The organism is Arthrobacter sp. 24S4-2 (genome assembly GCF_005280255.1).
In the GTDB taxonomy this organism is placed as follows: domain Bacteria; phylum Actinomycetota; class Actinomycetes; order Actinomycetales; family Micrococcaceae; genus Arthrobacter.
This window is the reverse complement of the sequence record NZ_CP040018.1, coordinates 735,138-747,914: the sequence shown is the minus strand read 5'-3', so window position 1 is coordinate 747,914 and position 12,777 is coordinate 735,138. Positions and strand designations below refer to the sequence as shown.

General features: G+C 67.3%; 15 protein-coding genes and 1 pseudogene. 13 read left to right on the top strand and 3 right to left on the bottom strand.

Annotation, left to right across the window (positions count from 1 at the left end):
• Positions 1 to 199 precede the first annotated feature (199 nt).
• Positions 200 to 891, bottom strand: a pseudogene (locus FCN77_RS03600) (SRPBCC domain-containing protein).
• Positions 884 to 1,513, bottom strand: coding sequence for a helix-turn-helix domain-containing protein (locus tag FCN77_RS03595; RefSeq protein ID WP_137321160.1), 630 nt, complete (start codon positions 1,511 to 1,513; stop codon positions 884 to 886). Before FCN77_RS03595 ends, FCN77_RS03600 begins: the two are co-directional and overlap by 8 nt.
• A gap of 138 nt (positions 1,514 to 1,651) precedes the next feature.
• On the opposite strand from FCN77_RS03595, the gene FCN77_RS03590 reads away from it, so the two are divergent.
• A complete protein-coding gene (locus tag FCN77_RS03590) occupies positions 1,652 to 2,629 on the top strand; it encodes an RluA family pseudouridine synthase (protein WP_137324622.1) in 978 nt (325 codons plus the stop codon).
• An 85-nt stretch (positions 2,630 to 2,714) separates the two neighbouring features.
• A complete protein-coding gene (locus tag FCN77_RS03585) occupies positions 2,715 to 3,350 on the top strand; it encodes a DedA family protein (protein WP_137321159.1) in 636 nt (211 codons plus the stop codon).
• Positions 3,351 to 3,352: 2 nt separating this feature from the next.
• Here the strand turns inward: FCN77_RS03585 and FCN77_RS03580 are convergent, their stop codons facing one another.
• A complete protein-coding gene (locus tag FCN77_RS03580) occupies positions 3,353 to 3,658 on the bottom strand; it encodes a hypothetical protein (RefSeq protein ID WP_137321158.1) in 306 nt (101 codons plus the stop codon).
• 170 nt (positions 3,659 to 3,828) lie between these two features.
• Here FCN77_RS03580 and FCN77_RS03575 point away from each other — a divergent pair, with 170 nt between their 5' ends.
• The 11 genes from FCN77_RS03575 to FCN77_RS03530 all read left to right on the top strand — a co-directional run bounded on the left by FCN77_RS03575 (position 3,829) and on the right by FCN77_RS03530 (position 12,738).
• Positions 3,829 to 4,158, top strand: a complete 330-nt coding sequence (locus FCN77_RS03575) for a hydrogenase maturation nickel metallochaperone HypA (protein ID WP_137321157.1) — start codon at positions 3,829 to 3,831, stop codon at positions 4,156 to 4,158.
• A gap of 84 nt (positions 4,159 to 4,242) precedes the next feature.
• On the top strand, positions 4,243 to 5,058 hold the full coding sequence (gene hypB / locus FCN77_RS03570; RefSeq protein ID WP_302646797.1) for a hydrogenase nickel incorporation protein HypB: 816 nt from the start codon (positions 4,243 to 4,245) through the stop codon (positions 5,056 to 5,058).
• 21 nt (positions 5,059 to 5,079) lie between these two features.
• Positions 5,080 to 6,138, top strand: coding sequence for a hydrogenase expression protein HypE (locus FCN77_RS03565; protein WP_137321155.1), 1,059 nt, complete (start codon positions 5,080 to 5,082; stop codon positions 6,136 to 6,138).
• A 27-nt stretch (positions 6,139 to 6,165) separates the two neighbouring features.
• Positions 6,166 to 7,440, top strand: coding sequence for a nickel-dependent hydrogenase large subunit (locus FCN77_RS03560; protein WP_254678833.1), 1,275 nt, complete (start codon positions 6,166 to 6,168; stop codon positions 7,438 to 7,440).
• Positions 7,374 to 7,958, top strand: a complete 585-nt coding sequence (locus tag FCN77_RS26600) for a nickel-dependent hydrogenase large subunit (RefSeq protein ID WP_254678832.1) — start codon at positions 7,374 to 7,376, stop codon at positions 7,956 to 7,958. The genes FCN77_RS03560 and FCN77_RS26600 overlap by 67 nt, the downstream gene beginning before the upstream one ends.
• A 5-nt stretch (positions 7,959 to 7,963) precedes the next feature.
• Entirely contained in the window at positions 7,964 to 8,989 is a 1,026-nt protein-coding gene (locus tag FCN77_RS03555) for a NifU family protein (protein ID WP_137321154.1), read from the top strand.
• A gap of 1 nt (position 8,990) precedes the next feature.
• On the top strand, positions 8,991 to 9,683 hold the full coding sequence (locus FCN77_RS03550) for a DUF5947 family protein (RefSeq protein ID WP_137321153.1): 693 nt from the start codon (positions 8,991 to 8,993) through the stop codon (positions 9,681 to 9,683).
• Positions 9,680 to 10,336 carry a DUF6084 family protein gene (locus tag FCN77_RS03545; RefSeq protein ID WP_137321152.1) on the top strand — a complete coding sequence of 219 codons (657 nt, stop codon included), beginning with the start codon at positions 9,680 to 9,682 and terminating at the stop codon, positions 10,334 to 10,336. The genes FCN77_RS03550 and FCN77_RS03545 overlap by 4 nt, the downstream gene beginning before the upstream one ends.
• Positions 10,333 to 11,724, top strand: a complete 1,392-nt coding sequence (locus FCN77_RS03540) for a hypothetical protein (protein WP_137321151.1) — start codon at positions 10,333 to 10,335, stop codon at positions 11,722 to 11,724. Before FCN77_RS03545 ends, FCN77_RS03540 begins: the two co-directional genes overlap by 4 nt.
• A 112-nt stretch (positions 11,725 to 11,836) precedes the next feature.
• Positions 11,837 to 12,490: a hydrogenase maturation protease gene (locus FCN77_RS03535; protein WP_254678831.1), complete on the top strand. Its 654-nt coding sequence runs from the start codon at positions 11,837 to 11,839 to the stop codon at positions 12,488 to 12,490.
• Positions 12,481 to 12,738 carry a HypC/HybG/HupF family hydrogenase formation chaperone gene (locus FCN77_RS03530; RefSeq protein ID WP_137321150.1) on the top strand — a complete coding sequence of 86 codons (258 nt, stop codon included), beginning with the start codon at positions 12,481 to 12,483 and terminating at the stop codon, positions 12,736 to 12,738. Before FCN77_RS03535 ends, FCN77_RS03530 begins: the two co-directional genes overlap by 10 nt.
• Positions 12,739 to 12,777 lie beyond the last annotated feature (39 nt).

Genomic DNA, 12,777 nt, shown 5'->3' with positions numbered 1-12,777 from the left:
GTGGGCCGTGGGCACACGCCCGCATCCACCCAGTGGACGCGGGCGACCAGGCGACGCAGGCCAGGGGACGCGCGCATTTCTCCATGGCGCGCAAAGATCCTGGCGACGCCGGATTTCCGGTGTCACCAGGCCCTTCCTCGACGTCAGGTGTTTTGCGCGTCGCGGGCGGCTGCCAAGGCCCAGCCGTGCCCGAAGAGTCCTACGCGTAGACCTTCGCGAGGTAGCCGCCCCAGGCCTGTGCCGTGGCCTCGGAATCCCCGCTGCCACTGAAATCGTGGACTGTCATTCCCACGGGTGCGCCGAACACGTTGCGGCCAAAGAACCGGTACATGGTGTCGGGGGTCCGCAGGCCCAGGAAGTTCTCGTTGGAGAAGTCCACCTGCCCCCTGAGCCGCCCAACGCCGTCGACGTCCACGTCAAAGGTGTCCCCCGCGACGCCCCGCCCACACCGAGGGCGTTCTTCAGCTGCACGAAACCGTCCGGCGTCTGCGAGGCGGCCGGGCCCTGGATGTCCGTGAACACCACGGGCTGGCCGTCGAAGTACTTCAGGTACTGCCCCAGGGTGTGGAGGTAGAACTCCGTGTGCTTGCTGGCGCCGTCGTACTGCTGGTCCCAGTTGTCCGCGAAGATGCCGCTGTGCACGTAATGGAGCCTGGCCCGGCCGCCGTCGAGCGGTTCCAGAACATGCTCCAGCTGGTTGAACCAGCCGTCCGGACCGTCCATGCGCGAGACCAGGTGCTGCGGGTACTCCTCCACGGTCTTGACGTCCGGCCACTGTTCGGTCGGGAACATCCAGCCGGGCGTGCCCTTGGTGACGGCCTCCCAGACACGCTCCGGGGTGCCGGGCAGCTCGGTGTCGTAAACAATCTCGAATTTACGGTTGTCAGTCATTGTCCTGCTCCTGTTCCTTTTCCCCGAACGGGGTGGTCCTGCCTGGTTCTTTGAGTGCCGGATGAAGCGCGACGACGAGCCGGTGCTTCCGTCCGCCCGCGCCGCCGTCGTGATACTTGTCCACGAGGCGGGTGACCTCCACGCCGAGCTCCTCGGCGAAGGCGGCACGGTCCGCGGCGGTCCGGAAAGTGATCTCGCCATCGATGGCGAAGGTGGCGAGTTTCTGCCGCGCGGCAGCTGCACCGGCAATGAGCTTCCCCATTTCCTGGACCATGCGTCCGGCGAGCGCCAGTAGCCAGAAGGCCGAGAACCGGTCGGAAAACCGGTGCGGATCCGGCGCCACCGATGCCAGCGCAACGGGGGAAATAAGGTACGACGCCGCGGTGGCCTGCAGCACGCGTTCGGTGACATTGCCCTTCCGGCGCTCCTCAACCAGCTCCACCAGGCCGTGCCGCTCCAGCGCCTTGAGGTGGTAGTTCACCTTCTGCCGCGGCAGCCCCACCTTCGCGGCGAGCTGCGTGGCCGAGCCGGGCTCGGCCAGCTCCCGGAGGATACGGGTCCGGATGGGGTCCAGCGAGGCTTCGGCCGCCGCCGGGTCCTCGATCACTTCGATGTCCAACATGGTTTAAGTATCGCCACCGACAATTTTATTTGTCAAGAACTTTTTTACTGTCGGTGCGGGTGTCAGGCACGAACGCAGGGTACCGCCGAAAACGGCGGCAGAGGGACTCCGTGCGGCGCAAAGTAGAATGGACCGGTGATGCAATCCCCCCTTCCCGTGCGCGACGGCGTGAACGCGACCCGCCTGCGCCTCCCGGACGAGGGGCCGTGGGACACCGCCATGGACTACATGATGCACCGGTGGGGCCACATCGACCCGCAGGGCATCGAGGACCGTTTCGACGCCGGCGAGATCGTGGGCGAGGGCGGCGTTCCCCTGGACCGGCGCACCAGGCTCGAGGACCACACGTTCATCTGGTACTACCGCACCCTCCCGCCGGAGACTCGGCTGCCCGTCGAGCTCAACATCCTGCACCAGGACGATCACATCCTCGTGGTGGACAAACCCCACTTCCTTCCCACTACCCCGGGCGGCACCTACATCCAGGAATCAGCCCTGGTGCGGCTCCGGAACCAGCTGAACCTCCCGGACCTGATCCCCATGCACCGGCTGGACCGTATGACGGCCGGAATCCTCCTGCTCTCCACGAACCCGGAAACCCGCGGCAACTACCAGGTGCTGTTCGAGAAACGCCAGGTCCAGAAGGAATACGAGTGCGTCTCCGCCGCGGAGCCGGCCGCCGGGTACCCCGCGGTCGACTTCCCCGCGGTGGTGCGCAACCGCATGACCAAGTCCCGCAGCTACCTCCTCGCGGAGGTCATCGACGGCGAACCGAACGCGGAAACCCGCATCGCACTGCTGAAAACGTTCGACGCCGGCAACACCGCAGGTGCCCCCGGCACCTCCAGCGCCCCTGGTTCCGCACGCGCCCCGCGGCGCGCGCTCTACCTGCTGGAGCCCCACTCGGGGAAGACCCACCAGCTCAGGGTGCACATGGCCTCGCTGGGGCTTGGGATCGTGAACGATGCCTTCTATCCCGATCTGCTGGACAAGGCCCCGGACGACTACACCAAACCGCTCCAGCTCCTGGCCCGCGGCATCCGCTTCGTGGACCCCATCACCAAGAAGCCGGCGGAGTACCGCAGCACCCTTCAGCTCAGCGAGGCCCCGGCCTAAACTGGCCGTGTTCATGGCGGCTTCCGACGCCTGACGCCGGTCCCGGAGTCCGGCTCGCCCCCGGAAAATGCGGTACCTTGTGGCCATGGACCTTGCCAACGCTGACACCTGGGGCGCCACGATCTATTTCTGGATCATCCCCATCGTCCTTGGCGACGCGATCTTCCCGCCCGTCCCCTCCGAAATGCTGGTGATCACCGGCGGAGCACTCTCCGCCGAAGGCCGCGCCAATGTCCTGCTCGTGGGCCTGCTGGCCGCCTTCGCCTCGTGGATCGGGGATGTGGTGGTGTTCCAGCTGTTCAAACGCCGCCTCAGCCACGTCCTGGACCGGTGGCGGTGGGGCCGCAAATTCCACAGCGGAATCCACGCGGCCATCGCCAAGGCGGGCCGGTCCACCACGTACGGCGCCATCATCGGCGTCCGGTTCATTCCGGGAGGACGGCTCGCGACGTCAGCCGCCGCCGGAATCGCCGACGTCACCACCCGCGCTTTCAGTTTCTGCGCCGCGCTGGGCGGCATCCTCTGGGCCACATGGCTGGTGGGACTCGGCTATTTCACCGGCTCGGCAACCAAGCTGCCGTTCTGGGCCAGCTCGCTGATCGGCGTCGCCGTCGGCCTGGTGATCGGCGCCCTCGTGGGGATGATCGTCACCCGCCGCCGGGGCAGCCGCTCTCCCGTGGACGAACCTGCCGACGAGGCCCGCCCGGACGCGGCGCCTTAGGGCTAGACGGGAGCCCAGCGACCGCGGCTGCGGCGGAGCACCAAAAGTGCGCCTGTCACCGCAACGCGTTCGACGGCGTCGCGCATCATGGCTGCCGACTCGCGCGCCTGGCTGTTCTCACCGCTGAACTCCGTGGCGTCCACGAGGAAGCGAAGGTTCAGTTCGGGTACCCCGCCGCTGATCTGAAGCTGGTTCGATTCGACGTGGTGCCTCGTTCCGAGGGCTTCGATGGCTGCCGCCATCACGGCCTCGGGAGCGTTGCCAGGCTTCAGCCCGGTGATCTTGAGTCTTGTCTGGAACGAAGGCATGGAAACAACCCTAGCGTCAGCGCCAACTGGCAGGTAACTCCGGGAAATCCGCGTCCACGGGGCGTTATCTGCCCGTTTGCGCTAACCGTCCAGGGCGCCCCGCAGAACGCGGCTGAAGGTGGTTGCGTTTTGTCCGGGGCGAGCCTATCTTGGCAGGAAGGAGCGCGATCATGCACGAACTCTCTATCACGCAGAGCCTGATCGACGCCGTTCTCGACCGTACGGGCGAACGGACGGTCACGGCGGTCAACCTCCGGGTGGGGCCTTTGTCCGGTGTCCTGCCGGAGGCCATGCGCTTCTGTTTCGACGTAGCTTCCGCGGGCACTCCCCTGGCTGGCGCACGGCTCATGATCGACGAACCCCGGAGCCTGGCCCGCTGCCGGAGCTGTTATGACGAATTCGAAGTCGCGGACCTGATCCTGCTTTGTCCCTGCGGAAGCGCGGACGTCGAAGTCCTCAGCGGCCGTGAACTCATGCTGGTGTCGGTGGAGGTGGCTTAGCCCATGTGTACAACATGCGGATGCGGCGACGAGGCGAACACACGGGTTTCGGGACTTCAGGAACCCGGGGTAACGCTGTTACCGGTGCATGCGCACGAGCACGAACACCCACATTCACACGAGCACGCCCATTCCCATGACGAAGGCGACGGCCACCCGCACAGCCATGACCACGAGCATGACCATGACCATCCGCACGCCCACCGTCCCGAGACCATTCCGCTGGAGCAGAACCTGCTGGCCAAGAATGACCTGCTTGCGGCGCGGAACCGCGGCTGGCTGGAGGGCCGGGGCATCCGGGCGTTCAACGTGATGAGTTCGCCCGGGGCAGGCAAGACCACCCTGCTGGTCCGCACCCTCGCGGACCTCGGGGACAGCCTGCGGGCCGGCGTCATCGAAGGCGACCAGGAGACGTCCCTCGACGCGGACCGCATCCGGGCAGTAGGGCGGCCCGTCATCCAGATCAACACCGGAGCCGGCTGCCACCTCGACGCCGACATGCTCCGGCGCGGCCTGGACGCCCTGGATCCGGAGACCGGGTCCACGGTATTCATCGAAAATGTGGGCAACCTCGTCTGTCCCGCACTGTTTGACCTCGGCGAGGCAGCAAAAGTGGTAATCGTTTCCGTGACGGAAGGTGATGACAAACCGCACAAATACCCGCACATGTTCATGGCAGCTGATCTGGTGATCGTCAACAAATCTGACCTGCTCCCCTACGTTGAGTTCGACGTCGACGGTTTCCGGCGCCGGACCCGGCAGCTCAACCCGCGTACCGAATTCCTGGTCCTCTCGGCCACCACCGGCGATGGCCTCGCCGGCTGGTATGACTGGCTCGGCGGCACCAGTTCCCGGTCATCCACCTTGACTGAATCCCTGACAAACACACTGAGCCCGTAAGGGCCTCCGAAAGAGGCAAAGATGCCTACTGAAACTTCCCTCAAGGCCGAAGAAGCCCTTATTCACGTGCTGTGGATCAACGCAGGGCTCAGCTGCGACGGCGATTCCGTGGCCCTGACCGCGGCCACCCAGCCCAGCGTCGAGGAGATAGCCCTCGGCGCGTTGCCAGGTTTGCCGCGAATCGCCATGCACTGGCCGCTGATCGACTTCGAGTGCGGCCCGCAGGAAGGGGCCGACGACTTCCTGGAGTGGTTCCGCAAGGCGGACCGCGGCGAGCTGGAGCCGTTTGTGCTGGTGGTGGAGGGATCCATCCCCAACGAAAAACTCCACGACCCCGGCGGCTACTGGTGCGGTTTCGGGAACGACCTCGAGACCGGGCAGCCCATCACCACCAGCGAATGGCTGGACCGGCTGGCCCCCAAGGCCACGGCCATCATCGCGGCCGGCACGTGCGCCACCTACGGCGGAATCCACGCGATGGCCGGAAACCCCACCGGAGCCATGGGCGTGCCGGACTACCTCGGGTACGACTGGAAGTCCAAGGCCGGCATCCCCATTGTCTGCGTCCCGGGATGCCCCATCCAGCCGGACAACCTCTCCGAAACCATGACGTACCTGCTCTACCAGGCCACCGGGCAGGCCCCGATGATTCCGCTGGACGACAACCTGCGGCCCACCTGGCTGTTCGGCAAGACCGTCCATGAAGGCTGCGACAGGGCCGGATACTACGAGCAGGGTGACTTTGCCACGGAATACGGATCCCCCAAGTGCATTGTGAAACTGGGCTGCTGGGGCCCGGTGGTCAAGTGCAACGTGCCCAAGCGCGGCTGGATGAACGGCGTGGGAGGCTGCCCGAACGTGGGCGGCATCTGCATCGGCTGCACCATGCCGGGATTCCCGGACAAGTTCATGCCCTTCATGGACGAGCCGCCCGGCGGCAAGCTCTCCACGAACACCATCCGCCCCTACGGTGCGGCCATCAGGGCGCTTCGCGGCATCACCACCCACACGCTGGACCAGGAGCCCAAATGGCGGCGGCCCGGACGTGAACTCCTTACCGGTGCCCAGCGCACCTGGTAGCCGGCACTTCCAGACAGGTGAAAGACGATGACCTCAACGATTCCAATGCCGTCCGGAAGCGGAACGGGCAACAACAACCTGGTGGAGATGGCCTGGGACCCGATCACGAGGATCGTGGGCAGCCTGGGCATCTACACCAAGATCGATTTCGCCAACAACCAGGTGGTGGAGTGCAAAAGCACGTCCTCGATCTTCCGCGGCTACTCCATCTTCATGAAGGGCAAGGACCCCCGGGACGCGCACTTCATCACCAGCCGCATCTGCGGGATCTGCGGCGATAACCACGCCACCTGCTCCTGTTATGCGCAGAACATGGCGTACGGCGTGAAGCCGCCGAACCTGGGTGAGTGGATAGTGAACCTGGGCGAAGCTGCCGAGTACATGTTCGACCACAACATCTTCCAGGAAAACCTGGTGGGCGTGGACTACTGCGAAAAGATGGTGTCCGAGACCAACCCCGGTGTCCTGGCCAAGGCGGAAAACACCCGGGCGCCGCACGAGGCCGAGCACGGCTACCGGACCATCGCCGACATCATGCGCTCGCTGAACCCGTTCACCGGCGAGTTCTACCGGGAGGCCCTTCAGGTCAGCCGGGCCACCCGCGAAATGTTCTGCCTCATGGAGGGGCGCCACGTGCACCCGTCCACGCTCTACCCCGGCGGCGTGGGTACGGTCGCCACCATCCAACTCATGACGGACTACATCACCCGGCTCATGCGCTACGTCGAGTTCATGAAGAAGGTCGTCCCCATGCACGACGACCTGTTCGACTTCTTCTACGAGGCGCTGCCGGGTTACGAACAGGTGGGGCTGCGGCGCACGCTGCTGGGCTGCTGGGGCTCGCTCCAGGACCCCGACTACTGCAATTTCGAGTACAAGGACATGACCGAGTGGGGCCGGAAGATGTTCGTCACCCCGGGCGTTGTGGTGGACGGCAAACTGGTCACCACCGACCTGGTTCGGATCAACCTGGGCATCCGGATCATGCTTGGCTCCTCCTACTACGAAGACTGGGAAGACCAGGAGATGTTCGTGACCCACGATCCGTTGGGCAACCCGGTGGACCGGCGGCATCCGTGGAACCAGCACACCAATCCGCGGCCGCAGAAGCGGGACCTTTCGGAAAAGTACAGCTGGGTCATGTCCCCCGTTGGTTCGACGGCGAGAACAACCTGGCGCTGGACACCGGCGGCGGCCCGCTGGCGCGCCTCTGGGCCACTGCACTGGCCGGGCTGGTGGACATCGGCTACATCAAGGCCACCGGCAGGAGCGTCCAGATCAACCTGCCCAAGACCGCGCTGAAGGGCCCCGTGTCCTTCGAGTGGAACATTCCGCAGTGGAGCAACACGCTCGAACGCAACCGGGCGCGCACCTACTTCCAGGCCTACGCCGCGGCCGCCGCGCTGCACTTCGCGGAAAAGGCCCTGGAGGAAATCCGGGCCGGCCGCACCAAGACCTGGGAGTCCTTCGAGGTGCCGGACGAGGCCATCAGCTGCGGCTTCACGGAGGCTGTGCGGGGCGTCCTGTCCCACCACATGGTGATCCGCGACGGCAAGATCGCCAACTACCATCCCTACCCGCCGACCCCCTGGAACGCGAGCCCCACGGATTCCTCCGGAACCGCCGGCCCGTACGAGGACGCGGTGCAGGGGCAGCCTATTTTCGAGGAAAACAGCCGCGAGAACTTCAAGGGCATCGACATCATGCGCACCGTGCGCAGCTTTGACCCTTGCCTGCCCTGCGGCGTGCACATGTACCTGGGCAACGGCCAGACGCTCGAGAAGCTGCACTCACCCACCCAGACCCTGACCGCAGAGTAGGAGCCATGCCTGGCGAGGACCGGCCGCGGCAGGCCGGCGACCGGATCGAAAGTCTGCTCGACGCCCTCGGAGCCGGCGGGGCGGTGGCCCGCGGGCGCGCCGAGGAACTGGTCCGCCAGGTCACGGACCTGTACGGTTCCGGGCTGGCCAGGATCCTGGAAATCCTCGATGACCGCGGACAGCTCGACCGCGCCACCCTGGATGCACTGACCGCGGACGAACTGGTGTCCAGCCTGCTGGTGATCCACGGGCTACACCCCCAGGACCTGGAAACCCGTGTGACGGCTGCGCTGGACAGTGTGAGGCCCTACCTGGGCTCGCACGGCGGCAACGTGGAGCTTCTGGATGTCAGCCCCGAGGGCGTGGTGCGGCTGAAACTGCTCGGCACCTGCCAGGGCTGCCCGTCGTCGTCCGTCACGCTCAAGTTCGCCGTCGAAGAGGCCATTGAGTCGGCGGCGCCCGAGGTGACCGCCATCCAGGTGGTCGAGGAGGAGTCCCGCCCGGCCACTCCCGCCGTGATCCCGGTGGACGCGCTGCTGGTCCGGCTGAACCATCCGGACGGCGGCGACGCAGGTAACGGTGGCGCAGGTGACGGCGGCGGCGGCAGGAACGGCGCCGGCGGCACACGTACCGCACCCGGTGCCGGCCCGGCGGGAAACTGGCACGAGCACGCCCCCGGCTGCTGGCAGGCCGCGCCGGAAATCGCCGGCCTGGAACAGGGCGAAGTGGCCGGTTTCCTGGTGGGCGGATACCCGGTGCTCGCCTGCCGGACCGGGCAGGATCTCTATGCGTACCGGGACTACTGCCCGCGCTGCACCGGGTCCATGGCCGGCGCCACTCTCCAGCGCGCCCTCGCGGGCCCCGTGGGCGGCGGCCTGCTCCGCTGCCCGGCCTGCCGAGCGCATTTCGACGTGCGGCAAGCCGGTTCCTGCCTCGAAGACAGGAACCTGCACCTTGATCCGCTGCCCCTCCTGGTGCGGTCTGGCGTCATGTCTGTGGCTGTTCCGGCCGTATCCAGCCAGGACGCCTGAGATGACAGCGACTGGCTCCGGCGGCCTGCCCATAGCCCTGCTCCGGCGGATCGCCGCACAGCCGGCCGCCGTGCCTGCCGGCGAGCGCTGCGAAATGTGCGGCGAACCCATCCCCGAGGCCCACCAGCACGTGGTGGACGTCGAAAGCCACGCCATGCTGTGCACCTGCCGGCCCTGCTACCTGCTCTTCACGGACAGCACTGCCCACCTCCGCTTCCGTTCGGTGCCGGACCGGTACTTCTCGTTTCCGGACTTCGAGCTGGGCCCGGGCCAGTGGGACGAGCTGGAAATACCGGTTGGCCTCGCCTTCTTCTTCCGCAGCTCCAAACTGGACCGGACGGTCGCCTTCTACCCGGGCCCTGCGGGAGCCACGGAATCCGAGCTCCCGCTGGACGCCTGGGGCGCCGTGCTGGCACGCAACCCGGCGCTGGCAGTGGCCGCCCCTGACACCGAGGCGCTACTGATCCGCGGCCCCGGCCCGGACCGCCCGCAGGCCGACTGCCACCTGGTGCCGGTGGACGCCTGCTATGAACTCGTGGGGCAGCTTCGCCGCGTCTGGCGCGGGTTCGACGGCGGACAGGAGGCCCGCGACCAGCTCGCCGCCTTCTTTGAAAGCGTCAGCCGCCGCAGCAAACCGGCGCGCGCGGAATTCCGCGGATCTTTCGCGGACGGACCGGCGGGTGGGCCGCAATGACCGGGCTGGCGTTCACCGTCGTCGACGTCCAGCCGGAGCCGTACGCCGCGGCGCCGCAGCTGACCGCCCGGCTGCGCCTGACCGAAGCCACGGGCACCGCCATCCACGCCATCGCGCTCCGCTGCCAGGTGCGCATCCTCCCGCAGCGCCGCGGCTACGCGGCCGAAGAGGAACCGGGGCTGCTGGATCTTTTCGGCGCACGCGGGCGCTGGCCCAACACGCTCAAGTCGTTCCTCTGGATGCAGTGCAGCACCATGGTGCAGGGCTTCTCCGGCAGCACCGAGGTTGACCTCCCGCTGCCGTGCACCTTTGATTTCGATGTTGCGGCCGCGAAGTACCTCAACGCCCTGCGCGACGGCGAGATCCCCCTGGAGTTCCTGTTCTCCGGAACCGTCTTCACCAAGGGCCAGACGGGCTTCGGCGTGGAACAGGTGCCGTGGGACCTCGAGGCCTCGTACCGGCTTCCCGTGTCCGTCTGGCAGCGGCTGATGGATCTGTATTTCCCGAATGCGGGCTGGATCCGCCTGGACCGCGACGTCCTGGCGGCCCTGTCCCGGTACAAGTCGGTCCGCGGCCTGACGTCGTGGGAGGCCACCGTCGAATCCCTTCTGGCCGCTGCAGCCTCCGGAGTGGTCGGGGAGAGGCTCCCATGAACGTGAACATGAGCCTGGCCCGGGCGGTGGCGGACGCCGTTCTCTACGAGGGCTACCTCCTCTACCCCTACCGCGCGTCCTCCCAGAAGAACCAGTCCCGCTGGCAGTTCGGCATCCTGGGACCGCCCGGTGCCATGGAAACCGGCACCGGCGAGGACGCCGGAATGTTCGCCGACTGCCTGCTGGGTCCGGGGTCGGACGGCGGACTGACACTCCACCTCCGTTTCCTGCAGCTGCAGTCGCGCACTGCGGAAAAAGCGGACGACGCCGGCATCTTCAGGCCGGTGGAAGAACTCACCATCGGCTCCGCCCGCTGGCTGAGCTGGGATGAGGCCGTGGAGCAGGAAACCGTCCTGGGACCGTTTCCGCTGGTTCACCTGCTGAACGGCGACGAACCGCTTGTGCTGCCCGTGGACATCCCCGCAGGAGAGGATGTTGAGCAACTCAACGACGACGCCGGCCGGGCCGCCGGGCGGCTGGTGCGCCGCCGTCGGGCTCTGCACGGCGAGGTGACGCTCAGCGCCACGGCAGCCGACGGCGGGCTGGTGCGGTTGCGCGTTTCGGTGGCGAACACCGCAGGACCGGCAGCGGAGCCTCCGGACCGGCAGGACGCCATTGCGAGGTCCTTCATCGGCGCCCACATCCTCCTGGACCTGAAGGGTGCGGACTTCCTGTCGCTGCTGGACCCGCCGGACCGTGCCCGGGCTGCCGCCGCTTCCTGTACACAGCACCGGTGCTGGCCTGTGCTGGCCGGCCCCGAGGGGCAGACGGACGTGCTGCTGCTGTCCCCGATTATTCTCTACGACCACCCTGCGGTGGCCCCGGAAAGCTCGGTGGCCCTCTTCGACTCCACGGAAATTGACGAGATCCTCACCTTGCGCGTTCTGACGCTGACTGACGAGGAGAAGGCCGAAGCCCGGGCAACGGATCCGCGGGCGGCGGCGATCATCGACCAGTGCGAGGCGATGTCGCCGGAGGAGCTCCAGCAGCTGCACGGCATCCTGCGCAACCCCCATGCCGTCGAATTCCCGGAACCTCCCGGGGGCATCACCGGCGCCGAAGGGGACCCGGCCGCCTGGTGGACGCCGGAATCGGAGGCCCTGGTCCAGCCGCACCTGGATGCTGTTCTGATCAACGGTGTTCCGGTGGCCCGCGGCAGCAGGGTGCGGGTGAACCCGAGCCGCCGGGCCGACGCCCAGGACCTCTTCTTCGCCGGGCAGACCGGGCGTGTCACCAGCGTGCATTTCGACGTCGACGGCAGCACCCACGTTGGCCTGGTGCTCGAACAGGACCCCGCTGCGGACCTTCACGAGGGCTACGGCAGGTCCTTCTATTACGCTCCCGAGGAACTTGAACCGCTCGACGATGGAAGGGGAAATCCGCAATGAGGACAATTGGAAGGGCCACAGTCGGACTGCTGGTGGCGCTGGCGCTCGGCGCCGTCTATGTGGGGATCCGTTCGGTCCCGGACATCCAGCGCTACCTGAATGCGCGGCGGATGTGACCCTGGAGGTCCGGCCCGGCACCGCCCCGCGCGGCGACGGCGAGACGGCGGTCGAGACGGCGGCGCCCGGACCCCGCATCCTGGTGGCAGGAGTGGGCAACATGTTCCTGCGCGACGACGGCTTCGGCCCGGAAGTGGCCCGCCGGCTGGCTGTCGAGGCTGACCGCGCCGTTCCGGGCATGCTCGCCGTGGACTACGGAATCCGGGGCATGCACCTGGCCTACGACCTGCTGGCCGGCGTGGACGTCCTGGTGCTGGTGGACACAGTGCCTCCGGGCGCGGCGCTGCCGGACGGCGAAGGGTCCGACAGCGGCAATGCCGACGGGGAAGGTGCCGGGGCGCCCGGCAGCATCAGGGTGCTCCGGGTGCGCCCGGAGCACCTCGACGGCGCCTCAGCCCTCGACCCTCACGGCATGGATCCGGTGGCCGTGCTGGGGCGTCTTCGCTCGCTTGGCGGTGAGCTGCCCCTGACCTACGTGGTGGGCTGCGTGCCTGCGGACCTGACGGAAGGGATCGGCCTGAGCGCCGCCGTGGCGGCGGCGGTACCGCAGGCGATTGCCGCCGTCGTCGGCCTTGTCTCCAAACACCACCCTGTCCCCGAACCTGACCCAGTCCCCGAACCTGATAGCGAGGGCCCACCATGTGCCTAGGAATACCCGGCCAGGTCATCGAGCTGCTGGAGGGCTACGGCAACCAGCTCGCCCTGGTGGATGTGGCCGGCGTGCAGCGGAAGATCAACATCGGCCTGCTGGACGAGGGGCCGCTGGAGCCCGGAACGTGGGTGCTCATCCACATGGGATTCGCCTTGGAACGCGTCGACTCCGCGGGCGCCGACCGGGCCATGGACGGACTGGAGCTGATGGGCCGTCCCCGGGATTCAGACGGCGAGTCCGGCTAGCGTCACGTGCGGGAGTCGCGGGTGGGGGCAGCCCTGCAC

Excerpts from the sequence above, each read along its gene's own strand:
- FCN77_RS03595 (WP_137321160.1), bottom strand. The coding sequence starts at position 1,513 with ATGTTGGACATCGAAGTGATCGAGGACCCGGCGGCGGCCGAAGCCTCG.
- FCN77_RS03590 (WP_137324622.1), top strand. The coding sequence starts at position 1,652 with ATGCAATCCCCCCTTCCCGTGCGCGACGGCGTGAACGCGACCCGCCTG.
- FCN77_RS03585 (WP_137321159.1), top strand. The coding sequence starts at position 2,715 with ATGGACCTTGCCAACGCTGACACCTGGGGCGCCACGATCTATTTCTGG.
- FCN77_RS03580 (WP_137321158.1), bottom strand. The coding sequence starts at position 3,658 with ATGCCTTCGTTCCAGACAAGACTCAAGATCACCGGGCTGAAGCCTGGC.
- FCN77_RS03575 (WP_137321157.1), top strand. The coding sequence starts at position 3,829 with ATGCACGAACTCTCTATCACGCAGAGCCTGATCGACGCCGTTCTCGAC.
- FCN77_RS03565 (WP_137321155.1), top strand. The coding sequence starts at position 5,080 with ATGCCTACTGAAACTTCCCTCAAGGCCGAAGAAGCCCTTATTCACGTG.
- FCN77_RS03560 (WP_254678833.1), top strand. The coding sequence starts at position 6,166 with ATGACCTCAACGATTCCAATGCCGTCCGGAAGCGGAACGGGCAACAAC.
- FCN77_RS03555 (WP_137321154.1), top strand. The coding sequence starts at position 7,964 with ATGCCTGGCGAGGACCGGCCGCGGCAGGCCGGCGACCGGATCGAAAGT.
- FCN77_RS03550 (WP_137321153.1), top strand. The coding sequence starts at position 8,991 with ATGACAGCGACTGGCTCCGGCGGCCTGCCCATAGCCCTGCTCCGGCGG.
- FCN77_RS03545 (WP_137321152.1), top strand. The coding sequence starts at position 9,680 with ATGACCGGGCTGGCGTTCACCGTCGTCGACGTCCAGCCGGAGCCGTAC.
- FCN77_RS03540 (WP_137321151.1), top strand. The coding sequence starts at position 10,333 with ATGAACGTGAACATGAGCCTGGCCCGGGCGGTGGCGGACGCCGTTCTC.
- FCN77_RS03530 (WP_137321150.1), top strand. The coding sequence starts at position 12,481 with ATGTGCCTAGGAATACCCGGCCAGGTCATCGAGCTGCTGGAGGGCTAC.